Origin of the sequence: Actinopolyspora alba, from assembly GCF_900112765.1 — a bacterium.
In the GTDB taxonomy this organism is placed as follows: Bacteria; Actinomycetota; Actinomycetes; order Mycobacteriales; family Pseudonocardiaceae; genus Actinopolyspora; species Actinopolyspora alba.
This window is the reverse complement of record NZ_FOMZ01000003.1, coordinates 148773-171215: the sequence shown is the minus strand read 5'-3', so window position 1 is coordinate 171215 and position 22443 is coordinate 148773. Positions and strand designations below refer to the sequence as shown.

Annotated in this window: 25 protein-coding genes; 11 read left to right on the top strand and 14 right to left on the bottom strand. The window is 67.3% G+C overall.

The features are described from left to right. Nucleotides 1–25: 25 nt before the first annotated feature. The 6 genes from BM150_RS24025 to BM150_RS05350 form a co-directional block, all read right to left on the bottom strand. Nucleotides 26–178, bottom strand: a complete 153-nt coding sequence (locus tag BM150_RS24025) for a hypothetical protein (RefSeq protein WP_165400588.1) — start codon at nt 176–178, stop codon at nt 26–28. Between the two features lie 95 nt (nt 179–273). Next, on the bottom strand, nt 274–915 hold the full coding sequence (locus tag BM150_RS05370; RefSeq protein WP_092924654.1) for an ABC transporter ATP-binding protein: 642 nt from the start codon (nt 913–915) through the stop codon (nt 274–276). Beyond that, nucleotides 909–1853: an oligopeptide/dipeptide ABC transporter ATP-binding protein gene (locus BM150_RS05365; protein WP_092925037.1), complete on the bottom strand. Its 945-nt coding sequence runs from the start codon at nt 1851–1853 to the stop codon at nt 909–911. Before BM150_RS05365 ends, BM150_RS05370 begins: the two co-directional genes overlap by 7 nt. Before the next feature lie 69 nt (nt 1854–1922). Next, a complete protein-coding gene (locus BM150_RS05360) occupies nt 1923–2846 on the bottom strand; it encodes an ABC transporter permease (protein WP_092924652.1) in 924 nt (307 codons plus the stop codon). After that, complete coding sequence (locus BM150_RS05355; RefSeq protein WP_092924650.1) at nt 2839–3864, bottom strand: ABC transporter permease; 1026 nt, start codon at nt 3862–3864, stop codon at nt 2839–2841. The genes BM150_RS05360 and BM150_RS05355 overlap by 8 nt, the downstream gene beginning before the upstream one ends. Next, a complete protein-coding gene (locus BM150_RS05350; RefSeq protein WP_245755273.1) occupies nt 3846–5432 on the bottom strand; it encodes an ABC transporter substrate-binding protein in 1587 nt (528 codons plus the stop codon). Before BM150_RS05350 ends, BM150_RS05355 begins: the two co-directional genes overlap by 19 nt. Before the next feature lie 134 nt (nt 5433–5566). Between BM150_RS05350 and BM150_RS05345 the strand changes: the two genes are divergently transcribed. Both BM150_RS05345 and BM150_RS05340 read left to right on the top strand, forming a co-directional pair. Next, the gene (locus tag BM150_RS05345; protein WP_092924648.1) at nt 5567–6358 is read left to right on the top strand and encodes a carbon-nitrogen hydrolase family protein; all 792 of its coding nucleotides are present in this window, start codon (nt 5567–5569) and stop codon (nt 6356–6358) included. 191 nt (nt 6359–6549) lie between these two features. Continuing rightward, the gene (locus tag BM150_RS05340; RefSeq protein WP_092924646.1) at nt 6550–6897 is read left to right on the top strand and encodes a VOC family protein; all 348 of its coding nucleotides are present in this window, start codon (nt 6550–6552) and stop codon (nt 6895–6897) included. A gap of 110 nt (nt 6898–7007) precedes the next feature. Here the strand turns inward: BM150_RS05340 and BM150_RS05335 are convergent, their stop codons facing one another. The 3 genes from BM150_RS05335 to BM150_RS05325 all read right to left on the bottom strand — a co-directional run bounded on the left by BM150_RS05335 (nt 7008) and on the right by BM150_RS05325 (nt 8327). Continuing rightward, nucleotides 7008–7199: a DUF397 domain-containing protein gene (locus BM150_RS05335; RefSeq protein WP_092924644.1), complete on the bottom strand. Its 192-nt coding sequence runs from the start codon at nt 7197–7199 to the stop codon at nt 7008–7010. Between the two features lie 70 nt (nt 7200–7269). Next, entirely contained in the window at nt 7270–7467 is a 198-nt protein-coding gene (locus tag BM150_RS05330) for a DUF397 domain-containing protein (protein ID WP_092924642.1), read from the bottom strand. A gap of 5 nt (nt 7468–7472) precedes the next feature. After that, entirely contained in the window at nt 7473–8327 is an 855-nt protein-coding gene (locus BM150_RS05325; protein ID WP_092924640.1) for a helix-turn-helix domain-containing protein, read from the bottom strand. Nucleotides 8328–8951: 624 nt separating this feature from the next. Between BM150_RS05325 and BM150_RS05320 the strand changes: the two genes are divergently transcribed. From BM150_RS05320 to BM150_RS24675, 5 genes are all read left to right on the top strand, one after another. Beyond that, on the top strand, nt 8952–9437 hold the full coding sequence (locus tag BM150_RS05320; protein ID WP_092924638.1) for a hypothetical protein: 486 nt from the start codon (nt 8952–8954) through the stop codon (nt 9435–9437). A 639-nt stretch (nt 9438–10076) separates the two neighbouring features. Beyond that, the gene (locus BM150_RS05315) at nt 10077–10325 is read left to right on the top strand and encodes a hypothetical protein (protein WP_092924636.1); all 249 of its coding nucleotides are present in this window, start codon (nt 10077–10079) and stop codon (nt 10323–10325) included. A 9-nt stretch (nt 10326–10334) separates the two neighbouring features. Continuing rightward, a complete protein-coding gene (locus BM150_RS05310) occupies nt 10335–11072 on the top strand; it encodes a DddA-like double-stranded DNA deaminase toxin (RefSeq protein ID WP_092924634.1) in 738 nt (245 codons plus the stop codon). A 23-nt stretch (nt 11073–11095) separates the two neighbouring features. Then, nucleotides 11096–11530: an Imm1 family immunity protein gene (locus tag BM150_RS05305; RefSeq protein ID WP_245755272.1), complete on the top strand. Its 435-nt coding sequence runs from the start codon at nt 11096–11098 to the stop codon at nt 11528–11530. Between the two features lie 154 nt (nt 11531–11684). Beyond that, nucleotides 11685–11951 carry an Imm1 family immunity protein gene (locus tag BM150_RS24675; RefSeq protein WP_092925033.1) on the top strand — a complete coding sequence of 89 codons (267 nt, stop codon included), beginning with the start codon at nt 11685–11687 and terminating at the stop codon, nt 11949–11951. 109 nt (nt 11952–12060) lie between these two features. On the opposite strand, the gene nadC is transcribed toward BM150_RS24675, so the two are convergent. From nadC to nadA, 3 genes are read right to left on the bottom strand one after another with little or no spacing between them, the layout of a single operon-like run. Beyond that, nucleotides 12061–12948 (bottom strand): carboxylating nicotinate-nucleotide diphosphorylase, encoded by an 888-nt coding sequence (nadC, locus tag BM150_RS05295; RefSeq protein WP_092924630.1) that lies wholly within the window; start codon nt 12946–12948, stop codon nt 12061–12063. Further along, complete coding sequence (locus tag BM150_RS05290) at nt 12945–14549, bottom strand: L-aspartate oxidase (protein ID WP_092924628.1); 1605 nt, start codon at nt 14547–14549, stop codon at nt 12945–12947. The genes nadC and BM150_RS05290 overlap by 4 nt, the downstream gene beginning before the upstream one ends. Further along, nucleotides 14546–15622, bottom strand: a complete 1077-nt coding sequence (nadA, locus tag BM150_RS05285) for a quinolinate synthase NadA (RefSeq protein ID WP_092925031.1) — start codon at nt 15620–15622, stop codon at nt 14546–14548. Before nadA ends, BM150_RS05290 begins: the two co-directional genes overlap by 4 nt. Nucleotides 15623–15797: 175 nt before the next feature. Here nadA and BM150_RS05280 point away from each other — a divergent pair, with 175 nt between their 5' ends. The 3 genes from BM150_RS05280 (at nt 15798) to BM150_RS05270 (ending at nt 18224) form a co-directional block, all read left to right on the top strand. Beyond that, nucleotides 15798–16463: an NUDIX domain-containing protein gene (locus BM150_RS05280; RefSeq protein WP_092925029.1), complete on the top strand. Its 666-nt coding sequence runs from the start codon at nt 15798–15800 to the stop codon at nt 16461–16463. Between the two features lie 63 nt (nt 16464–16526). Continuing rightward, a complete protein-coding gene (locus BM150_RS05275) occupies nt 16527–17207 on the top strand; it encodes an LON peptidase substrate-binding domain-containing protein (RefSeq protein WP_175496698.1) in 681 nt (226 codons plus the stop codon). Between the two features lie 63 nt (nt 17208–17270). After that, a complete protein-coding gene (locus tag BM150_RS05270) occupies nt 17271–18224 on the top strand; it encodes a DUF8017 domain-containing protein (protein ID WP_092924624.1) in 954 nt (317 codons plus the stop codon). A gap of 108 nt (nt 18225–18332) precedes the next feature. Here BM150_RS05270 and BM150_RS05265 read toward each other — a convergent pair whose 3' ends face one another. After that, a complete protein-coding gene (locus tag BM150_RS05265; RefSeq protein WP_217641377.1) occupies nt 18333–18935 on the bottom strand; it encodes a DUF2567 domain-containing protein in 603 nt (200 codons plus the stop codon). 189 nt (nt 18936–19124) lie between these two features. On the opposite strand from BM150_RS05265, the gene BM150_RS05260 reads away from it, so the two are divergent. Then, nucleotides 19125–21053, top strand: a complete 1929-nt coding sequence (locus BM150_RS05260; protein WP_092925025.1) for an arabinofuranosyltransferase — start codon at nt 19125–19127, stop codon at nt 21051–21053. Nucleotides 21054–21188: 135 nt separating this feature from the next. Here the strand turns inward: BM150_RS05260 and BM150_RS05255 are convergent, their stop codons facing one another. Next, nucleotides 21189–22430, bottom strand: coding sequence for a cytochrome P450 family protein (locus BM150_RS05255; protein ID WP_092924622.1), 1242 nt, complete (start codon nt 22428–22430; stop codon nt 21189–21191). Nucleotides 22431–22443 lie beyond the last annotated feature (13 nt).

The window sequence follows — 22443 nt, the reverse complement described above, 5'->3', positions numbered from 1 at the left end:
GCACACACCGCCCCACCTCGAGCGGTCAGAGGAGCAGCAGCACCGCGGCGCCCAGCACGATCCCGAGCACCACGACCACTCCGGCTGTGATCAGCAGCCAGCGCAGCTGCGGATGTTCGTCACGGATCTCGGTTTTGGCTCGTTCACGCCATTGCATGAACGTGGTCTGTTCACTCATCAGTGCTCTCCACAACCAATCGAGCGCCTACGGCCACCACAACACGCGGCGACAGTACACCGGACAACCACCTCACCCTGCCACACTCCCCCGCCCTACCACCGGATGACGTCGTCACCGGCCCAGGCGCGCAGCAGCGACTCGTCGTGGCTGATGGCCAGCACACCGGTTCCCTCCTCGGCCACCCGTCCGGTCACGACGCGGACGAGCGCGGCCGTGGTGGAGGCGTCCAGCATCCCGGTCATCTCGTCGCAGATCAGGTAACGAGGACGCGGGGCCATCGCACGTGCCAGGCAGGCACGCTGCAGCTGGCCGTCGCTGACCTCGTGCGGCATCCTGCCGAGCAGCTCCGCGTCGAGACCGGTCGTCTCGGCGAGCTCGTCCACGCGGGCTCGGGGTTGCCGCGCACCGCGGACGCGCAGTGGCTCCGAGACGATTTCGCGCAGCGTCATACGCGGGTCCACGGCGGGGCGGGGCTGCTGGAAAACGATCCCCACCGAGGTGCGCGACTCCCGGGGAACCGAGTAGCGCGCGCCCCGGATCTCGCGGCCGTCCAGCTCGACAGTGCCCGACCACGGACGCTGCAGCAGTGCCAGCACTCTGGCCAGCGTGGATTTGCCGCAACCGCTCGGTCCGGCGAGACCGCGAACCGCCCCCCGGGGAACGGTCACGTCCACTCCGTCGAGTACGGCACGGCCGCGGGCGTAGCCCGCTACCACTCCCCTGGCGCTCAGCACGGCGGATGCGCCGCGACGGACCTGCGCCCGTGCTCGACGAGCCGCGGCTCGCCGTTGCACGGCGCCACCCCGGGTGTTTCGGGGCAACGCAGGCAGAACACGCAGCCCCACTCGCGTTCGAGCTCGGCCAACTCGGTCAGAGCGGGCGGATGCCCGGGGACGGGCTGAAACCCACCTTCCGGCAGCGCCCCCAGCAGCCGTTTCGTGTAGGGGTGCCAGGGCTCCCCGAACACTTCGGCCGCGGGCCCGCTCTCCACCACCCGGCTGGCGTACATCACCGCCACGTGGGTGGCCACCCGCGCGGCGGCGTCCAGATCATGGGTGATCAACAACACTCCTCTTTCGCGATCGGCGAGTTCGCCGAGCAGATCCGTGACACGCTCGACCAACGGTCTGTCCAGTCCCGTGGTGGGCTCGTCCGCGATGACGACCGGAGGTTCGGCCACCAGCGCCGAGGCCACCGCGACACGCTGCGCCATGCCCCCGGACAGCTCGTGCGGATAGTGATCGAGCTCGTCCGGATCCAACCCGACCCGTCGGGCCAGCGCTTCCACCTCGGCACGGTCGGCACGACCGCGCAGCTCACGGAACGCCTCGGACAGTTGGGCACGTGCGGTACGCACCGGAGTGAGGTGGGTCGCGGCGGACTGGGGGACGAGACCGACTCGCCTTCCCCTGACCTCGCGCGCGAGCACGCTCTCGGGTGCCGCGAGCAACTCGACGTCCTCGTCCGTTCCGGAACTCAGCAGGGCACGACCACGCGACCACGCGTTGGCGGGCAGCAGCCCGAGCAGCGCGGAGGCGAGCACGGACTTGCCGCAGCCGGACTCTCCCACCAGCGCCAGTACCTGGCCGGGAAACAGTCGCAGCCTGGCGTCGGTGACGGCGTGCACGGTCTCGGAACCACGGCTCCGCCCCAGTTCGAAACGCACCGACATGTCGTCCAACCAGAGCAGTGGCGACTGCTGCACCGATGATCACTCCATCCGGCTCGGTTCGCGGGGCGTTCACAGCGTCAGCTCGGAACGCCGAGTGGGAATCGTCCGGTCCCGCCAGGCGGCGGCGATGCCGGACACCGACAGCGTGGTGGCCACGAGCAGCCCGGCCGGGAACGCCACGATCCACCAGGCACCGAGCAGGACCCCCTCCCTGCCGTCGGAGAGGATGTTGCCGATGCTGGCCAGATGCGGGGGCAGTCCCAGCCCGAGAAAGCTCAGCGCGGTCTCGTGGAACACCGCGTGCGGTACGAGCAGCACCGCGGACAGTGCCGCTTGGGGCACGATCGCGGGCAGCAGGTGGTTGCGCAGCACCCACCACCGACCGGCACCGGCCGAGACGGCCGCGTCCACGTAGGGCCGGTCGCGCAGCCCGAGCACTTCGGAACGCACCACACGCGCGACGGTGGCCCAGTGGGTCAGGCCGATGGACAGCACCACCGCGAGCACCGTTCCCCGGTAGAGCGCGACGATCACGATGCCCAGCAGCAGGTGCGGTACGGCGTTGACCGCGTCCACCACCCGCATCAGCAGGCGATCCACCCATCCCCCCGACGCGCCGGAGAGCGCACCCACCGCGGTCCCGAGCACTGTGGACACCACCGTGCTGACCGCCGCCACGAGCAGTGACACCCGCAGTCCCGCCAGCGAGCGCACGAACAGATCGCGTCCCGAGGTGTCCGTGCCGAACGGATGCGCCGGACTCGGCGGAAGTCGTATGGCCTGGTAGTCCACGGTGCCGGGTGCCGCGGACAGGGCGGGAACCGACAACGCGGCCAGTACGAGCGCGCCCAGGGCGGTCACCGCCGTCACGAGGCGCAGCCGTGCCCGCACGGCTCCGGCCGCACCTCGCACGGCCCCGGCACGAGCACGAGCGGCGCTCCGCCAGGGGCGGGGTGGGCCGGCGGTGGCGCTGTCGGATTCGAGCTCAACCATCAGCGGAGACTCTCGGATCGAGTAGTACGGCTGCCACGTCGGCCAGGAGGGAACCGAGCAGCACGGCGGCCGTGGCGAGCAGGGTCAGGATCGCCAGCAGCGGATAGTCCGCTGCTCTCGCCGCGGTGACGACGGCGGAGGCCACTCCCGGCCAGGAGAAGACCTCCTCCACCAGCACAGCGCCGGTCACGAGTTCGGGGATCCGGGCGCCGATCAGCGTCACGAACGGCAAAAGCGCGGTGGGCAGGGCGTGCCGCGCGACCACCACGCGTTCGCGGACTCCCCTGGCTCGGGCACCGGTTACGTGATCCTCGGTGAACGCTGTCAACAGCGACTGTCGTACGTGCAGTACGAGCCAGGGGCTCTGCGAGATCCCCAGTACCGCGGCGGGCAGCACCAGGTGCTCGATCACCTGCGCGGGGCCGAGTGAACTGCCCGCGTCGGTGAGGCCGGCGACCGGCAGCCATCCGAGGCCGAGCGAGAACAGCGCGATGGCCAACAACGCCACCACGAAGGGCGGAATCCCCTCCAGGGCGTGGCCGACAGCCGTGATCAGCCGGTCCGTCCAGCCACCCTGCCGCCAGGCGGCCACGGTTCCGATCACCAGCGAGAACACCACGGCGAGGGCCAAGCCACAGCACGCGAGCAGCAGCGTCCACGGCAGGCGCCTCGCCAGCACGTCCGCGACCGGTGCGCGCATCGAGCGGGACATGCCGAGGTCACCGGACAGGATTCCGCTCAACCAGTCCCAGAATCGCGCGAGCACCGGGCGGTCGAGGTCGAGCTGCTCTCGTACGCTGGCCACGTCCGCGGCCGAGGCGTCGAAGATCCGCACCCCGTAGTACTGGTGGATCGGGTCGAACGGTGAGGCCGCGGCGAGCAGGAACACCGCCAGCGAGACGAGCAGCAGTACCGGCACGGCGAGCACGACCCGGCGGACGACGAGTCCGGCCACCGCACCCGCACGGCTTCGACGGCGCACCGTCCACACTCGTGAGTTCACTCTTTCGGGGTCCATTTCTCGACGTTCCACCACGGGCCCCAGGTAGTGCCGTGCGTGTGCGGTTCCACGACGGGTTCGTAGCCCTCCCACACCCCGGTACGCACGACGTAGCTGTGCTGGATGAACGCCAGGTAGACCAGACCGGGATCCGCGACGTAGGCACGCTGCGCCGCTTTGTAGTGCCGAGCGCGCTCGGCCGGTTCGACGGTGCTCCTGCCTGCGTCCAGCGCCGAGTCCACCCGCTCGTTGCGGTACTTGGCCGGGTTCCGGTACGTACCGGTACCGATCATCGAGGAGTGCAGCCCGGAGTACATCTGCAGGTCCGGATCCAGCGGACTGCCACCGCCGAGCACTATCGCGTCGGTACCGATTCGTTCGGCGGCTTCGGAGCGGTCCACTCCGGCCAGTTCGACCCGCACTCCCACCTTCCCGGCATCGGAGGCGAACGCCTGGGCGAACTTCTTGCGAAGGGTGTCATCGGCGAAGTACATCACGGTGAAGCTCGCCCGCGTGCCGTCCTTGGTGCGAATCCCGTCCGAACCGGGCCGCCAGCCCGCCTCGTCCAGGATTCGGCGAGCGCGACGCTGGTCGAACTCCAACTTCGCCTCGGGCTCGTGGAACCGCCCCATGGACTCCGGGATGGGGGTGTAAGCGGGTTCACCGTGCCCGCCGAGCAGGCTGTCCACCATCTCGGAACGGTTCGCCGCCAGGTTGAGCGCCATCCGCACGGCCGGGTCGCCCGTGACGGGTTGATCCGCGGGCAGCGTGATGGCCCGGTAGTCGGCTGTGTCGTGGTGCACGGTGCGGTAGGAGCCGTTGCCCACCCGCTCGGCCAGCAGCGGGGGCAGTACTGTGCCGTCGAACTCCCCGGCCTGCACGCGCTGCGCCCTGGTGTTGTCGTCGGTGGCGAAAACGACGGTGATCTCGGAGATCCGCGGCGTACCGCCCCAGTAGTTCTCGTGGGCGCGCCAGACCATTCGCTCGCCGCGCCGCCACTCGGCGAGCCGGTAGGGGCCGGTGCCGACCGGCTGCGTGTTGATCGGGGACTCACCCTGTGGCACGGCTTCGGCCAGCGCTGACTCGGGCAGGATGCCCATGACCATCCGGGCGGGCCAGGCCGCGTAGGGGATGTTGAGCCGGAACCGCACGGTGTGCTCGTCCACGGCTTCGACGTCGGCGAGCATCGACAACCCGGAACTGATCGTGGCGGCGTACGCGGGATCGACGGCGGCGCGGTAGGTGGCCACCACGTCGCGCGCGCCGAAAGAGCCACCGTCGTGGAACCTCACGTCGCGGCGCAGCCGCACGGTCCAGGTGCGTGCGCCGTCCGTGGGGGTGGGCTGTTCCGCCGCCAGCGCCGGGTGCAGTCGCCCGTTGCCGTCGAAGGCGAGCAGACCGTCGTAGAACTTGGCCGCCCCGGCTCGTGCGTAGCCCAGCAGTGGGTTGAGACTGCTCGGTTCGTACCCGTCGGCCAGCAGCATGGTTCGGGGGTCGCCGCCGCTTCGCTCGGGCGCCGCGCAGGCGGTACCCGCCACGGCGAAGGCGGCCAAGGAGGAAGAGATCAGTGTACGCCGGTTCAGCACGGGCCAACCCTAGAAACTGCTGCAAGAGAATGGCAACAGGATGAGACGTTGCCTACCTCGGCGCGCGCTCGTCGACGGCGGTGAGCGCATGGGAGAATGTCGAGTGTAGCCCGGCCACGACAGGAGGAGTCCAAGTGCGCGTCGCGCTGTGCCAGATCGCGTCCACACCGGACCCGGACGCCAACCTGGAGCTCGTGGCGGGAGGAGTACGTCGTGCCGCCGAGGCCGGTGCGGAACTCGCGATCTTCCCGGAAGCCACCATGGCCTGCTTCGGGGTTCCGCTGGCACCGCTGGCCGAACCGCTGGACGGGCCGTGGGCAGGCGAGGTCGGCAGGCTCGCGGGTGACGCGGGCATCACGGTGGCGGCGGGAATGTTCACCCCCACCGAGGACGGCCGCGTGACCAACACGCTGCTGGTGACCGGGCCGGGCACGCGGGCGCGCTACGACAAGATCCACCTCTACGACGCGTTCGGCTTCACCGAGTCGCGCAACGTGGCCGAGGGGGAGCAACCGCTGACGGTGCGGCTGCCCAGCGCCACCGTGGGGTTCACGACCTGCTACGACATTCGTTTCCCCGGTCTGTTCACCACGCTGGCGGAACGTGGCGCCACTGTGACGGTCACGGCAGCTTCCTGGGGCGCGGGAACGGGCAAGCGCGAGCAGTGGGAACTGCTGGCGCGGGCCAGGGCGCTGGACTCCACATCCTGGGTGCTGGCCTGCGGACAGGCCGATCCACGCAGCATCGGCCGCGAACCGGCGGCCAAGGCCCCCACCGGTATCGGTTACAGCACCGTGGTCACCCCCTACGGGGTGATACACGACCAGCTCGAGGCCGAGCCCGACGTGCTGATCACCGACATCGCTCCGGAACGCGCCGAGCAGGCGCGGGAGGAGATTCCGGTACTGGCCAACCGGAAGTTCTGATCACCGGGGCGGGGCCTTCTCGCGGCGGGGTCTTCTCAGGGGCGGGGATCCGGTGCTGGAACTCCGGCGCTGAGGTGTCCCTACTCCGGACGTGTGCGTTCGCGACGGTTCGTCTCGCGTTCGATGTGCGGTGTCGCCCCTCGGCGGAGAATCGGGGACGCTGTGTTTCCCCGTTCGGACAGGAGTCGCCCATGTCCATCCGCCGCGCCATGCCCGACATCCGGTCGGAAACCATGGCGGAGAGTCGGGAATTCTACGGTCTGATGGGGTTCGAGGAGGTGATGAACCTCGGTTGGGTGATGACGTTGGCCTCGCCCAGCAATCCCACGGCCCAGGTGACCTTCATGACCCACGACGAGACCGCCACGGTCGTGCCGGACATGAGTGTCGAGGTCGACGATGTCGACGCCGTCCACGCGCGGATGGTGGACAACGGTGCGGAGATCGTGCACCCGCTGCGGGACGAGGACTGGGGAGTGCGCCGCTTCTTCGTCCGCGACCCCAACGGCAGGGTGGTCAACGTGGTCAGCCACGAGTAAGGGCGGGTATCACCGTCGTCGCGGGCCACATGAGCCAAAACAGCGCCCCCGGTCCACCTTCACCATCCGGGGGCGCTGCACTGTTCGCCGGGTCCGGTCGAACCGAGGGGTCAGTCGAACCGATCGGCCTTCACCGCGTCGATGAACGCGGTGAAAGTCTCGGGCTTCGTACTCAGGACAGGAGAGATCTCCCCTAGTTTGCTGTCCCTGACGAGGGCGGCAGACGGGAAGTTCTGAGCGACCTCGACGCAGTTACCACCTGCGCCGCCGCTGCGGCTACTCTTTCGCCAGTGTGGAGTCATATCTATGCCTCTCGTTCATGTTCGGCTGCGTACACAACCCCTATCTGACGGAGAGGGGTTTTTGGGCTGATCAGCGGTCGAACTGACCATCCTTGGCAGCAGCCAAGAATGCCGAGAAGGTTGCAGGCACAGCGCTGAGGACCGGGGAAGCCTCGCCAAGTTTCGAGTCCCGAATCAAGGCAGATCCCGGAACGTTGGTGGCGACCTCCACGCAGTTGCCGCCTTGGTTACTGCGGCTGGACTTCCGCCACTCAGGTTGCGTGCTCACGGGCTCTACTCCTTCGAACGTGTCATGTGCTCGTGCCGGATGCTACTGAGCCGTTCTTGTGAAGCCTGTGTCGGGAGGGCCTGTCCTTGGAGTTCACTGAACAGGCGACTCAACTCCGCTACATCTCGTAGGTCATCAATGACGTGCCCGCCCAGCGGAGTATCCGAAAACGCGACATCGCTATGACCAGCATCAGCGAACCGAAGCACAGTGATCGGACCAACGGAACCCACGTGCGCTCCCGCTTCATACGGCAACACTTGCAAGTTCACAGTCGAACGCTTGGCTTCTCGCTCCAGGCGTTCCAGTTGAGCGGCCATGATCACAGGTGATCCCACCTCCCGACGCAGGGCTTCCTCAGCGATCACCGTGTGCAGGGTAAACCCTCCGCCTTCGTGGAGCCGCTCCTGTCGCCTGAGACGGATCTCAACCCATTCATGGAGTTGGTTGTCCGTCAGTTTAAGACGACCAACCTTGTGAATCTCGCGGGTGTAGTCCTCCGTCTGGAGGAGGCCGGGGATCACACCGAGTTCGAAATGGAACATTTCCGCTGCCTCAGCTTCGAACCCGACGAACGGAGCCAGATGTGTAGGTAGCTTGTAGCTGTGCCACCAGCCTCGCTGACGACTGTCCCTCCGAAGCTGCTGAAGATGCTCCGACATCTCTTCCGAGGCACCATAAAGCCGGAGGAGCGCCGTAAGATCCTGGGCACTGATGCGTGAGTACCCACGTTCCCAGTGGCCTACGGTTGCTCGACTTCGCTCCACATGCTTCGCAGCATCCTCCAAAGAAAGACCGTTCTCGCTGCGCAGAGCCTTCAGCTGACGACCGAGGTGTACTTCTCGTGCGGTCCCTGACATAGCGCCAGCCTCCCACGGTAGAGGGCGATGAACTGCATCACCTGATCGGGCGTATTGATACGTGATCGTCTAACAATTACCGTCTCATATATGGAACGACTGAACCAACGCCCGCTACCGTTCCGGCACGGAGTGCATTGCTCCCGCAGCCATCGGTTGAGAGCGGACGAACTGCCGCACGTAACCGAGCACACGATCCCGGTGCCCCCCGATATCAGCGAGGTCTACTCGGAGACGTACACGCTCTGCCGGAGACAGCACCGGATACCCGCGCGGGGCAACACTCCGCGACGAGTCACGCGATGCCGGGACTGCCGAGGTCTGCGGCGGATCCGCGGCCTCCCGGATGGACGGTGAGTTCGGTGTTTCCGGTCCCGAAAGTCATCGCCGCGTGTATGACGGCGACCCGGCTCGTGGTGGACATCGCCGCCGATGTCCGTGAAAGGTAATCGTGTACGCGGAATCGACACTCGCGTTGGCGGCTCTGGTGGCCGCGCTGCCGTGGGCGGTGGTGGTCTACGAACTGCCGCCACTGGAGAAGAGACGAGCCCGAAATCGAGCGAGACGAACTACTCGGCGGATGTGGGAGAGGTACCCGGAATCTCGCCCGAAAAGGGGTGTGCTGTGAGCGTCATTCTCGCTCGGCTGAACGAGAACCACCCTCCGATGGTGCGATCGGTGCACATCTTCGCTCCGGACGAGAGCACGAGGCCGGACGGAATACGGAAAGCCTACTGCGGGTTCATAACCCACTACAGCAACTTGGAAAGCACGGAAGTGTTCGCCGGGGTGCCGTGCGAGCCGTGCCTGCAAAGCGCACCGGCAGAACCGGCGGAGACCGCACCGGCCCGGCTTCCGGAGACAGCGGATCGGGAGCGAGAACCGGAAGTCGACCTGAGCGGTCCCGCCTACGCGGCGTCGCTGAGCGACGACCAGGTCTGGCACGACGTCTCGGCGGACCTGCTCATCAGCGGCTATCGGGACGGCCACGCAGCGCAGACGGTCTGCGGGTTTCTGGGCTGGTTCACCCCCGGAACACCGCCGTCGAGCTGGCAGCACTGTGCCGAGTGCGAGTGGATGGGTTCGCACATACGCAAATATGAGTTCTAAGCAGTTGAGTCAAAAGGGCCGTGGTTACATCCTGCGATCCGGATCCTGACATTCCCACTCGAAGTTCTCGCACCCCGATTCGAGTACAGCCGAATCTCCCCCGATCACAGACGACGTCTCACGAGAACCGATCGGTGTCCCGAAGAGTTCGGTTACCGGAGAACTCGACGACATGGACTCTCGATCGGAACGGTAGATGGTACTCCCGAAATGACGGACGAACCTCGGAGTCGGGAATCGCGGGTGGCACGACCACCCCGGTATCGCCGATGGTCCGGCACGCTGCCTCCGGTATCACCGGAAGAAGGCCACTCCGGTAGTCCCTACCTACCGGAATGGCGTCCAAAGACTACCTCGGACCTGTCCAGCCCATTCGCTTCCCCGGAGCTCGATCTGATGCGTCGCGTCCTGAACGGATTACGACGCCTTTGAACCACGGTCCGGCACTGTCGAGACCCCGACCTCCGGTGCCGGGCCGTCCGCCGCCCGGCCGGGCTACTCCCCTCCCCCGTCCCGGCCGGGCGGTCACCACGAGGAGAGACATGACCAAGACAGCTATACCGCCACCCAACGGGTCGCCTTCCCAATACCAACCCCAGGCAGGGGTTGGCCGTCACATCTCATCGATAGGAGAACCGTATGCTCGAAGAAATCCGCGGTCAGCTGCAGCAGATCATCGATACCGCGCCCACCGGTGAACTTGCGGCCGTGCGAACCAGGCTGGAGGAGCTACGCGGACTGCTGCACCAGGTGGCCGGGACCAGCACCAATGATGACGTGCGACAAGCACTTCAACTGTTCGCCAACGCTCACGAGAAGACGGACGAAGCGGTCCAAGCGGTTGTGCGGGCCACCGAACACGTCAGTGCCTTCTCCGCCGTCCTGTAGGGGAGCGGTATGTCCCATGTGGAGGAGGTGGGCAACACACTCGGTGGAATGCTCGGACGACTGCCGCCCGAGCGACTGCACCAAGCACGTGCCTGGATCGAGGAATACGCCCTGCCGACCCTGGCCGAAATCGGTCAGGGCAGCACCTCACCCGAACTGGCCGAGGGCGTGGGGCTGTTCGAGCGAGCCCGCGAGCTCATCGACGACGTGCTCGCGCTGTCCGACAACACCCGCGAGCACCTGGTGAACTATCTGGGCCTGCTCGGCGTGCACGGCGATCAGCCGCCGCCGAGTCTGCCCCACCCCTCGACCACACCCCGGATTCCCACCGACGCGTCCCGAGACCGCTCGTGGATCGAGCAGGTTCGCGAACGGCTACCCGAGCACACCGGCGGGCAGACTTCCGGGCTGGTCTACGACCAAGACGGCAACGAACAGATCCTGACCAGCGGACGCGAAGAGGTTTCCGAACGTGCCCGGCTGAACCTGCACAACTCGCGCGTTTTCGGTGACCCCGACACCCGAGGAGCTCCAGGTGTCGTGTTGCACGTCGAAGCCAAATACGCCCAACGGATGAAAGAGGCAGGGCAAACACGTGGGGTCGTGGTACTGAACAATACGATGTGTACTGGAGAATTCAACTGTAAGCAAGCGGTTCGGGCTATCCTCCCGCGTGGCTCGGTGCTCGTGGTGTGGCAACCCGGCCGTGAGACACCCATCGAGATACGCGGGCAGGCGCGGCCATGACAACTACCACACCGTTTCCGGTGGTGACGGGCATCCTAGGCGGCGAGTTCCGCTATGCCTACACCCCTGCTGAACTCGACGACCTCACCAAACGGATCGCGAGCCCCAACTACCACCTGATTTCACAGGTCTACGTATGGGATCGCCCGTGTCGAGAAAACGACGACGGCAGCATCCACGAATTCCCACGGGGGCGACTCATGGTCAGTGTGAATCCATTCCTCGGGTGGGGCGCGCTGCACTACATGCATCCCGGAGCACCGAACGGCGCACTCGTTTACTCCTACAACCCCGACGAGCCCAACCACGCTCCCAGTCTGGTACTCGACCCCGAAGGGCTCGACTTTCCCCACACGTCCTCACTACCGCTGGAAGACGTACGAACCGCTGTCACCGAGTACGGCCGCACCGGAACACGCCCCGAGTGCGTGCGGTGGCAGCCCGGACAATGGTACTGACCACCGTCTTGTCCGGAACGAAAGTGATTCCCACAACGGGAAAGCACTGTTAAGATCGCAGGTCACGAAGTGTAGGCCCCGCGCACGCGGGGATGGACCCGGTTGCCCGTCCGGGCGGTGGGACTGGTCGGTGTAGGCCCCGCGCACGCGGGGAATAGTTCGAGCCCGGGCCATTATCGGCCGGGGCTCGACGTTTTCCGGGGCAGCGGCCCTTCTTCGTCGAGGGGCCGGTGCGGAGCTGTCCGGCCACCCACAGGCCACTGAGGACACACCCCCGCTGCTGTTCGACCCCGAAGGCGACCTGTGGTTCCCCGCCTCTGCCTCGCTGCCCCTCGATCGAGCCCGCGAGGCCATCGCCGAGTACTGCCGCACCGGACTACGCCCCGAATCCGTGCGGTGGCAGCCCGGATACTGGTACTGAGACGCGATCCGAGTGCGGAAGTGACCCGATCAAGACGGCGTGCGAGGAAAGCTCCGGCCGGACCGGGTTCGATCGCCGCACCGATCGAACCCGGTGTGTCGGAACCGGTTCAAATGTCCAGCCCGATGTCCAGCACTCCCGCCGAATGAGTCAGCGCTCCGACCGCCAGGTAGTGCACCCCGGTGGCGGCGTAGGCCGGTGCGACGTCGAGGGTGAGTCCCCCGGAGGCCTCCAGTCCGGTTCGGGGAGAACGTGCGGCGGCACGTCGGACCGCTTCGGCGCAGTCCTCCGGCGTGAAGTTGTCCAGCAGCACCAACGCCGGGTTCTCGGGCAGCACCTCGTCGAGTTCGTCGAGACCGGACACCTCGACCTCTAGCTCCAGTTCGGGCGCGTACTCACGACATGCCCGCAGCGCGGCGGTCACGGAACCGGCGGCTGCCACGTGGTTGTCCTTGACGAGCATGGCGTCGCCGAGCCCGAGCCGATGGTTGCTGCCGCCACCGCAGCGCACCGCGTACTTCTGCGGCAGTCTGATTCCGGGCACGGTCTTGCGACTGTCCCGGATCACGCAGTGCGAGTCGCGCACCGCCGCGACCCAGGCCGCCGTGGCCGTCGCGACGCCGGAGAGGTGGCACAGCAGGTTCAACGCCGTCCGTTCGGCGGTGAGCAGACCGCCCACCGGTGCGCGGATCGCGAGCACGCACTCGGCCGCGGCGACCTCCCCGCCGTCGGAGACCGCCGAGAGCACCTGATAGCCGTCCGGACCGATCGTCTCGTCCAGCACGGCCAGCACGAACGGCAGCCCGGCCACCACACCGGCTGCTCGGGTGTTGAACGAGGCGGTGGCCACCGCCTCGGCGGGCACGGTGGCCCTCGTGGTGGCGTCCGGGCCGTAGCGCAGGTCCTCGGCCAGCGCCGCACGCACCAGAGCCGAGCTCTCCGCTGGGTCCAGTCCGGCGGTACGCAGATTTCGGACGGTGTCCTCGGAGAGGTTCAAGCCACTTCCCTCGATTCCTCCGGGGTGGAACGGATCAACCAGCCGGACACGTCCAGCCGCAACGGATTGGGGCGCCCCCACCGCAGATCGTCGGTGCCGGGGTGGTCGTAGCGCCGGTGGCAGCCGCGCGATTCGGTCCGGTCCGCGGCCGCGGCGAGCAGCGCGTGGGCCGTGAGCCCGAGAGCGGCGTCCTCGACCTCCGAGCGACTCCGCAACGGCCGCACCACGGCCGCGGCGTCCAGTCCGGACTTGGCCCGACGCAGCCCGTCGGCGTGCCGCCCGATCCCGGCGTATCCGCTCATGAGCCGCTGCAGCCGGGAACGCTCGACCACGGCGGCGGCTGGCGGGCGTTCGGTGACCACCGAACCCCTGCGCAGGGATCCCGATCGGAGATCGCGCAGCGCGGCATCGGCGGAGCGGGTACCGAGCACCAGCCCTTCCAGCAGGCTGTTGGAGGCGAGCCTGTTGGCACCGTGCAGCCCGGTACGGGCGACCTCGCCCGCGACGTACAGGCCGGTCACCCCGGTTCTGCCGTCGACATCGCACATGATCCCGCCGCAGGAGTAGTGCGCGGCCGTGGTGACCGGGATGGGTTCGACCAACGGATCGATCCCGGCGTCCCGGCACGCCGTGTACACGGTCGGGAAACGCGCGACGAATCCGTCGCCGAGTCCGGTCGCGTCGAGGTAGACCGACTCCGAGCCGGTCTCGGCGAGCTTCTCGTTGATCGCCGCGGCGACGACGTCGCGGGGAGCCAGATCCCCCATCGGGTGCCTGCCCGCCATCACCGGTTCACCTCGGGAATCCAGCAGCACGGCTCCTTCGCCCCGTACCGCCTCGGTGATCAACGGACGGCTCCCACGCTCGGTGGCGGAAGTGTGCAACACGGTCGGGTGAAACTGGACGAATTCCAGGTCCGCGACCGCGGCACCGGCGCGCAGGCCGAGCGCCACGCCGTCCCCGGTGGCGACCTCCGGATTGGTCGTCGCCCGGTACAGCTGACCGAGCCCACCGGTGGCCAGCAACACGGCGGGTGCCTGCACGACACCGGGCCTGCCCGCGTGGTCGAGCACGAGCGCACCACCGACCGCTCCCCACTCGGTGTGCGACAGCTCGACCACGCAGTGGTTCTCCAGTATCGGGATTCCCGCCTCGGTGCCGGCCTCGACCAGGGCCCGCTGCACCTCGGCACCGGTCGCGTCACCACCGGCGTGAATCACGCGGAACGCGCTGTGCCCGCCCTCGCGGGTACGGGAGAGCGCCCCGGACGCCTCGCCGTCGAACCGTGCGCCCGCCGCGCACAGCCGACGCACCGCGGCCGCACCGTCGCCGAGTATCGTGCGCACCGCCGAGGTGGAGCAGAGCCCGGCGCCCGCCTCGAGGGTGTCCCGCACGTGCTGTCGGACGCTGTCGGCGGGATCGCACTCCTCCGACCTGACCACGGCGATACCGCCCTGGGCCCATTCGGTGTTGCCGACACCGGCGGCCTCCTTGGAGACCACCAACACGCGCAGCCCGCGCTCACGGGCGCGCAGCGCGGCGGTCAACCCGGCGACACCGGTTCCGACGACCAGCAGGTCCGCACCCGCGTGCCAGGTCATTCGCCACCACCGGGCCGGCCGATGCTGATCATCCGCTCCACGGCCGAGCGAGCACGCCGCGCCGTCTCGGTATCGACGCTGACCTCGTCGGCCTGCTCGGTCAGGCAGCGCAGCAGCGCGGCAGGGGTGATCATCTTCATGTACTTGCAGGATGCGCGGTCGTTCACCGGCCGGAAGTCCACCTCCGGGGCCGCCGTGCGCAGCTGGTGCAGCATCCCGACCTCGGTGGCGACCAGCACCGAGGACGCACCGGTTCGGTGCGCCGCGTCGAGCATCCCACCGGTCGACAGGATCCTGACCCGCTCGGAGTCCACGGTCCCGTCCCCGGCCAGGTAGAGCGCCGAGGTGGCACAACCGCACTCCGGGTGGATGAACAGCTCCGACTCCGGATCGGCAGCGGCCCGCTCCGCGAGTTCGGCACCGTTGATTCCGGCGTGCACGTGGCACTCACCCGCCCAGACGTGCAGGTTCGGCCTACCGGTCTCCCGCTGCACGTGCGCGCCGAGGAACTGATCCGGACAGAACAGCACCGGACGTTCCTCCGGAATCGAGCGCACGACCTCGACCGCGTTCGAGGAGGTGCAGCAGACATCGGTTTCGGCCTTGACCTCGGCCGTGGTGTTGACGTAGGAGACCACCACCGGCTCGGGCTCGCCCGCTCGCACGAATTCGGCCTTCCAGGAGCGAAGGTCGTCGGCGGTGATCGAGTCCGCCAGTGAGCATCCAGCCCGCTCGTCGGGAATCAGCACTGTCTTGTCCGGGCTGAGGATCTTGGCGGTCTCGGCCATGAAGTGCACGCCGCAGAAGACGATCGTGCTAGCCGTGCTCTCGGCGGCGATCCTGCTGAGCGCCAACGAGTCGCCGGTGTGATCGGCGACGTCCTGGATCTCGGGCAGCTGGTAGTTGTGTGCGAGCAGCACGGCGTCCAGCCGCTCGGCCAGCCGACGGACCTCGGCCGCCCACGCCGCGTTACCGGGAATACCCGTGTAACCGTCTTCGGTGCGCCGCAGATCTGCGGTGTCGAGTCCGGCCGGGTTGCCGTAACCACCGGCGGTGGCTGCTGTCGCGGCCATGTCCTCCTCCTCACCGACGCGAGTGGTCGAACCACCGCGCCGATTTCCCCGCGGGGCCCGGTTGATCACCGGGTTGTCGAACTCCTGATTTCGCGACCAGGGTTTTCGTCTTAGGATCGAAAACGTGTCCAATACTAACACGCCGCCGGGGCCCCGGGAGCGCGATACGAGCCACATCACGGGCCACGAGGTACTCGCGGGAGTCGTACAGGTACGACAGGGGTCCCTGAAGGCACTGCTGTGGCAACGCGCCCGCCCACCCCATCCGAACCGTTGGGCACTTCCGGGCGGCAGACTCGGCCCCGACGAAACGGTGGAATCCTCCATCCGCAGACAGCTCGCCGAAAAGGTCGACGTGCGCGAGCTCACACACGTGGAGCAGCTGGCGGTGTTCAGTTCCCCCGGCAGAGTCCCGGACAAGCGCATCGTGGCCACCGCGTTCCTCGGGCTGATCCCCTGCGACACGGACCCGGAGCTGCCGGACGACACCGCCTGGCACCCCGTCGAAGCACTACCGGAAACGGCGTTCGACCACGAGGAGATCCTGCTGGCGGGCCGGGAACGCCTGCGCTCCAAACTGTCCTACACCAACATCGGCTTCGCACTGGCTCCGCCGAAATTCACCGTCTCCGAACTGCGTGACCTGTATTCGGCCGCCCTGGGGTACCGGGTATCGGCCACGAACCTGCAACGCGTGCTGTCCCGGCGCGGCGCGTTGGAGGCGACGGGCGAGACCGTGGCGGCGGGCCCGTCCGGGGGGCGGCCACCGGCGCTGTTCCGGTTCACCTCCCGCGACCTGCAGATCACGGACAGATTCGCGGTGCTGCGCCCACCCGCGTGACCCGGAGCGCCGTTGGAACGGCTCTGCTGGTCAGCGCGGCGACAGTACAAGTAGGTTGGTGACGTGACTGAAACGCTTCCGTTGTTTCCGCTGGGTAACGTACTGTTGCCGGGCGGTTCGCTACCGCTGCACATCTTCGAGGCACGTTACCGGCAACTCGTGATGGATCTGGTCAACGAAGTCGTACCCGGCCGCAGGTTCGGTGTGGTCGGCATCCGCCAGGGATGGGAGGTCGGCGAGGACAACGTCGACGCGATGTACGAGGTCGGGTGCTCCGCGCACCTCGACGAGGTGCAACAGCTCCCGGAGGGGCGCTACGACATCACCACCACAGGCCGGGACCGCTTTCGACTGTTGCAACTGGACACCGAGGCGGCCCCCTATCTGATGGCCCGCGTGGAGTGGTTGCCGGACAGCACTCCGCGGCAGGACTCCGAACAGCTCAGGGACAGGCTGTCGGCCTCGGCCCGAGCCGCCCAGGAGCGCTACCTGGCGACCGGACTCCGGGTGGAGGGCACCACCAACCCCGACGAGAGCACCGATTTCGCCGAACTGTCCTACGCGCTGGCGGAGAACTGCGTTCTCGCACCGGACGACCGGCAGGACCTGCTCGCCGAGACCGACCCGGTGGCACGGATGCGCGAGATCCGCTCGTTGATCAACCGGGAGACCGAGTTCGTGCGGAGACTGCGCGCCGTTCCCGCCCAGCTGTCCGAATTCGCCGAACACGCGGGAACCAACTGATTTCCGGTTCGATCACGCGAGGAGCCGACACGCGATGCGCGGTACTCGCTAGGATCACGAACCATGTCGTTACCTGGCGGGTCCAACAGCTGGACGGGACCGGACGGCGGCGCACACCGCTACTACGATCCGCTGACCGGACAACCCGTTTCCGGGGACGGGGCCCAGGCCGGCGAGCAATCCCCGTACGGGCACTCGCCACACGGCGCCTCGTTCGCACCGCCGCAGGCGGCGTCGAACCGGTACGGCACGCCGTCATGGGCCCCGCCCCAGGGGGAATCGGCGGCTCCGCCCGGGCGGAGCCGCGGCCCGACCATCGCCGTGGTCTCGACCGCGATAGCCAGTGTGGTCATCATCATCACCACACTGGTACTGGTCAAACTCGGTGACGACGACGGAGGGAACGGATCCGTCGCGGCGGGCTCCACGAGCGCCACGGCCGACTCGCGGCAGTCCGTACCCGCGGCGATTCCCGGTTGGCAGTCCGTTCCGGTCCGGGAGACCGGCGTGGCGTACGACGTTCCCGGCGACTGGAGCACGCACCCCGGTGCGGTCAACAGGTTGGGAAGCCCCTCGACCGGGACGATCACGCTGAGCGGGTACTCGCTGTACATGGAGGGCTTCTGCGACCGGGCACCGCAGTCGTTCCGCGCCCTGATCGGACTGACCTCCTCGAAGCTGACCGACAGCGCCCAAGCCGGCGAGGGGACCGTCGAAAAGCTCGGGAACATGCTCTGGACCACCAGCGACGGAACGCGACCACAGCTGAAGCAGCGGGAACCACGGCAGGTGACGCTCGACGGCGGAAAGCTGACAGCCACCTTCGTCAGCGCGGAGATCGTTCCGGCGACCGCGGAAACGTGCATCACCGAGTCCGCTTACCTCGGCGTGATGGCCCTGCCGTACCAGCAGGGCACCGCGATTCTGGTGGGCATGGCGGACCAGGAGTTCGAGGGGGCCGAGACACCGGACACCATGGAACGCGCACTGCGTTCGCTGCGACTGCTACCGGACTGACGCCGCGACCGCTACCGGGCTGACAGGGCAGCCGGCGACGGCTCCGCCCCGGAACACCCCGGCTTCGTCCGAGCACGGACATCGGAAAACGGGCGTGTGTTGCCCCGATCACCCCCGTCGCCTGCCGAGATCGTCCAGCCCGTTCCACGAAGCGACGAGCCCGTAGGTCAAGGCGACGGTCAGTGGTTGCCCCAGCAAACCGACCAGCGTGTCCAACCGCGGTGCCACGGCCACCAGATCGCCGGGACGCAAGGTGTCCGGCACCGGGTACATCCCCGCGGCGAACGAGGTGCCGAGCCGCATTCCCAGCCAGGCCGACAGCAACGACCCCAGCACCATCGCCACGAGCAGCACGGGTCCCCTGCGGCCGCGCAGCTGCCAGGCGGCCGCGGCGACGAGCACTCCACAGGCGGAGCTCAGCAGCAGGAAAACCGCCAGCCCGTCGAATCTGTGGTAGCTCTCGACCAGCACCGGAACCAACTCACCCTGTCGTGTCATGGTGCTTTCCCGCGGCGGTGCCAGGTGAGCCCAGATCCAACCGAGCGGAAACCCCAGCAAGGTCACCAAGGACAACACGCTCAGCGCGGGCAACAGATCCGCGCCGAACACCACTCCGGGGCGCGGCGGTCGTGTTCGTAGCTGTCGCCACGGGACCGAGTCGCGGTCGGTCGTGTACTTCCGCTCCGGCCCTTCGACCGGTTGTTCCGACACCGAGCCTCCTCCGAACGAACCGGTGAATCGGCCACGAACAGCCACTGTTCGGGGCCACAAGAGTCCAACTCTTCAGCTGTCGCTATTGTGCGTGACATCCATCATCGAATTCTCAGGACCGGGAGTGGCACCTTGCCGAGTTCCAGCTCGATCGGAACGTACAACACGAAGCGGAGCTCCCCCGACTCGATGCCGAGACTTTCCGGCGGTCGAACGGTCCTCGAACTTTCGCTGAGCACGGGAATCGCGGTCGTGCTCAGTCTATTGCTGCAATTCCTCATCGTTCAGCCCGGAATCTCCGAACCCGGTAACGCACCCGAAGCCCTGGCAGTTCTCGGCTCCACTCTACTTCTGCTGCTGCTCCTGGTGCCGCCTGCTCTCGGAAAGCGGATCGGGAACGGCGGGCTGCGCCTCATCGGTGTCTGGACCGCCCTGACCACGCTGACCACGCTGCTGCTGGCGATGCCGCTGCAGCGCACCCGGTTCTACTACGGGGGTGCCTCGGTCGACAACGGATTCCGGTTGCAGTACATGAACCGGATGGCGGAGAACCTGGTTCCCGCGGACATGAACTACGCCGACATAGCCCCCTACTATCCCTGGGGCTGGTTCTGGCTCGGCGGGCGTTTCGCGAACCTGATCGGATGGGAGGGCTGGGCCGCCTACAAACCCTACGCGCTGATGTGGCTGGCAGTGGTCGTCGTGCTGGCCTTCACGCTGTGGAGTCTGGTGATACCGCGCGAGCAGGCGCTGCTGGCCGCGCTGGTGACGATGTTGACCGGTATGCGGCACGGCCTGATGGAACCGTACGCTTGGCCCTCCGCCGCCCTGCTGGCTCCGATAGCTGTGCTGACCTGGTACGCCCTGTCCACGCGGGAGCGCGCGCCGCGCGGCGTGTTGTTGGGGGTGGGGATCTTCGTCGGTTTAACGGCGATGACCTACACGTTGAACTTCGGATTCGCGGTGCTGGTAACCGTGGTAATGGCCGCCGTCATCGGTGCGACGCGCGTCGCGCGCGGCGCTGCGGTCGGGCGCACGGTATGGGAACTGTTCCTACGGCTGGTCCCCATCGGAGTAGTGAGCGGCCTGTTGGCTCTGGTGGTGTGGGCTCCGTTCCTGCTCGCGGGCGGACTTTCCGAGAGCAGCGCTGCACAGCACTACTTGCCGGCCGGAAGCGCTTACCTGCCGTTGCCGTTCACCGAGTTCTCCACGTTCGGATTACTGTGCCTGTGCGGCCTGGTGTGGTTGATACTTCGCGCGACGAGCAGTTCACTGGCGGCGGCGTTGCTGACGGTGACGGTCACCGTTTACGTGTGGTTCGGGCTGTCCACACTCGCACTGGTCGCCGAGACCACGCTGCTCGCGTTCCGCCTCCGCATGATCCTGGAGTGCGTCCTGGTCGTGGCAGGCGTGATCGGACTGGTCGAGCTGCTCCACAGGCTGCGGGGACGAGTTCCCGGAAGGTATCTACCGCGATTGACCGCGCTGTCGGTGGTGCTGGCCGTGACCGGCGCGCTCTCGGTGGCGCAGTACCAGCTCAACACCGGATTGGACTCCCGCGTGCGCGAGGCGTACGAGGACTACTACCCCACCGGCCACAACGCATACGGCGCGCGGAACCCGGACGAACCCAACGCATGGTTGGACGAACTCATCTCGACCATATCCGGGATGACCGGGCGAAATCCACAGCGGAACGTCGTGCTGAGCACGAACTACAAGCTGAAGTCGTTCGAACCCTACTGGATGTTCCAGCAGGAAACACCGCACTACGCCAATCCGCTGGGCAAGTACGAACAACGCGCCGAGGAGATTGAACGCTGGGCCGACGCCACGGACAGCGCCGAGCTGGCAAGGCTGCTGCGCGACAGTCCGTTCCGCGCTCCGGACGTGTTCGTGCTCCGGCATCGCCAGGAGGCCGGAGGTCCGAGCAACGACGATGACACGGCCGAGGATTCGAACCCGCCCGTCGGGAAGCTCTCGCTGACGCTGAAACGTGATGTTTTCCCCGCCCAGCCGAACGTGCTGAACTACCGGGTGCTGTTCGACGCGGCACTGTTCCGGGGACCGGAGTTCACCACGCGGGAAGTCGGTCCGTACACCGTCGTCGTGCGGTGACGAACCGAGCTACCCGTTCGGGCCGAAGTGCCGCTCGGCCTTCCGGCCCGAACGGACCCCGTCCCGCCGCCGGAAGCGACAACGGAGGCCGTCCGGTCGGCCGAGCGACCCGACACCCCGACCGGAAAACTTCGATCAGGAAAGCCGGACGGGCAACTGTTCCAGGCCACGCATCAACGTGCTGGGACGGTAGGACAGCTGTTCCTCCGGCAAGGCCAGTTTCATGGCGGGAAAACGCTCGGTGAGCCGCCGCAGCGCGATCTGGCCCTCCAGACGTGCCAACGGGGCTCCGACGCAGAAATGGATACCGTGCCCGAAAGCCAGATGGCCGTTGGTGGCTCGGTCCTGGTCGAACCGATCCGGCGTCTCGAACTTCTCCGAGTCCCGGTTGGCCGATCCCAGCGCGACCAGCACCAGCTCTTCCGCTGGGATCTCCACATCTCCGACCATCACCGGTTCCGTGGTGTACCGGAAGGTCGCCAGATTCACGGGACCGTCGAACCGCAACGTCTCCTCGACCACCGACGCGGCCCGTTCCGGTTCGTCGCGCAGCAGCCGATACTGCTCCGGATCACGCAGCAATGCCAGTACCCCGTTGCCGATGAGGTTGACCGTGGTCTCGTGTCCGGCGACCAGCAGCAGGAACACCATGGCGATCAGCTCCTCACCACTGAGCCGATCCGCGTCATCACTGGCTTCGATCAACGCCGTGAGCAGGTCGTCCATCGGATTCCGACGTTTCTCCGCGACGAGTTCGAGCAGGTACTCCGCCATGGCGGCGGCGGCCTGTTCCGCGGCCTGTGGCTCCTGTCCGGAAACCACGGTGTTGGACCACTCGCGAAACTCGTCCCTGCGGTCCTCGGGGATTCCCAACAGTTCGCAGATCACGCGGATGGGCAGGGGGAAGGCGAACTCGTCCAGTAGGTCGATACCGGCGTCACCGGCGTGCTCCGTCGCCGCCATCTCGTCGAGCAGTTCGCCGGTTATCTGCTCTATCCTCGGGCGCAACGCCTCGACACGACGGGCGGTGAACGCCTTGACCACCAGCTTGCGCAGTCGCGTGTGATGAGGGGGATCCATGTTGAGCATGTGGGCCTGCACGGATTCCGATATGTCGGCCCGCTGAGCGCCCCGCTCGACCTCGCGCTCCGTTATCCGCCCCATGCCACGGTAGTCCTTGCTGAGCCTGGGGTCGGTCAGCGCGGCTTTGGCATCGGCGTAACGGGTCACCAGCCATACCGGCATCCCGGTCACGGTGACCACTCTCCTGGTGGGGTCGGACTCCCGCATCCACGCGTAATGCACGTGTGGATCCTGCAGGAACTCGTTGTCGAGCACCGATACGGAGTCATGTGGACACTGCTGGGACGAAGTCATGACAGCCCTTCGC

Excerpts from the sequence above, each read along its gene's own strand:
- BM150_RS05360 (WP_092924652.1), bottom strand. The coding sequence starts at position 2,846 with ATGGTTGAGCTCGAATCCGACAGCGCCACCGCCGGCCCACCCCGCCCC.
- BM150_RS05335 (WP_092924644.1), bottom strand. The coding sequence starts at position 7,199 with ATGACTCCACACTGGCGAAAGAGTAGCCGCAGCGGCGGCGCAGGTGGT.
- BM150_RS05270 (WP_092924624.1), top strand. The coding sequence starts at position 17,271 with ATGTCGTTACCTGGCGGGTCCAACAGCTGGACGGGACCGGACGGCGGC.
- BM150_RS24025 (WP_165400588.1), bottom strand. The coding sequence starts at position 178 with ATGAGTGAACAGACCACGTTCATGCAATGGCGTGAACGAGCCAAAACC.
- BM150_RS05260 (WP_092925025.1), top strand. The coding sequence starts at position 19,125 with ATGCCGAGACTTTCCGGCGGTCGAACGGTCCTCGAACTTTCGCTGAGC.
- BM150_RS05315 (WP_092924636.1), top strand. The coding sequence starts at position 10,077 with ATGCTCGAAGAAATCCGCGGTCAGCTGCAGCAGATCATCGATACCGCG.
- BM150_RS05325 (WP_092924640.1), bottom strand. The coding sequence starts at position 8,327 with ATGTCAGGGACCGCACGAGAAGTACACCTCGGTCGTCAGCTGAAGGCT.
- BM150_RS05255 (WP_092924622.1), bottom strand. The coding sequence starts at position 22,430 with ATGACTTCGTCCCAGCAGTGTCCACATGACTCCGTATCGGTGCTCGAC.
- BM150_RS05355 (WP_092924650.1), bottom strand. The coding sequence starts at position 3,864 with ATGGACCCCGAAAGAGTGAACTCACGAGTGTGGACGGTGCGCCGTCGA.
- nadA (WP_092925031.1), bottom strand. The coding sequence starts at position 15,622 with ATGGCCGCGACAGCAGCCACCGCCGGTGGTTACGGCAACCCGGCCGGA.
- BM150_RS05340 (WP_092924646.1), top strand. The coding sequence starts at position 6,550 with ATGTCCATCCGCCGCGCCATGCCCGACATCCGGTCGGAAACCATGGCG.
- BM150_RS05290 (WP_092924628.1), bottom strand. The coding sequence starts at position 14,549 with ATGACCTGGCACGCGGGTGCGGACCTGCTGGTCGTCGGAACCGGTGTC.
- BM150_RS05310 (WP_092924634.1), top strand. The coding sequence starts at position 10,335 with ATGTCCCATGTGGAGGAGGTGGGCAACACACTCGGTGGAATGCTCGGA.
- BM150_RS05365 (WP_092925037.1), bottom strand. The coding sequence starts at position 1,853 with ATGTCGGTGCGTTTCGAACTGGGGCGGAGCCGTGGTTCCGAGACCGTG.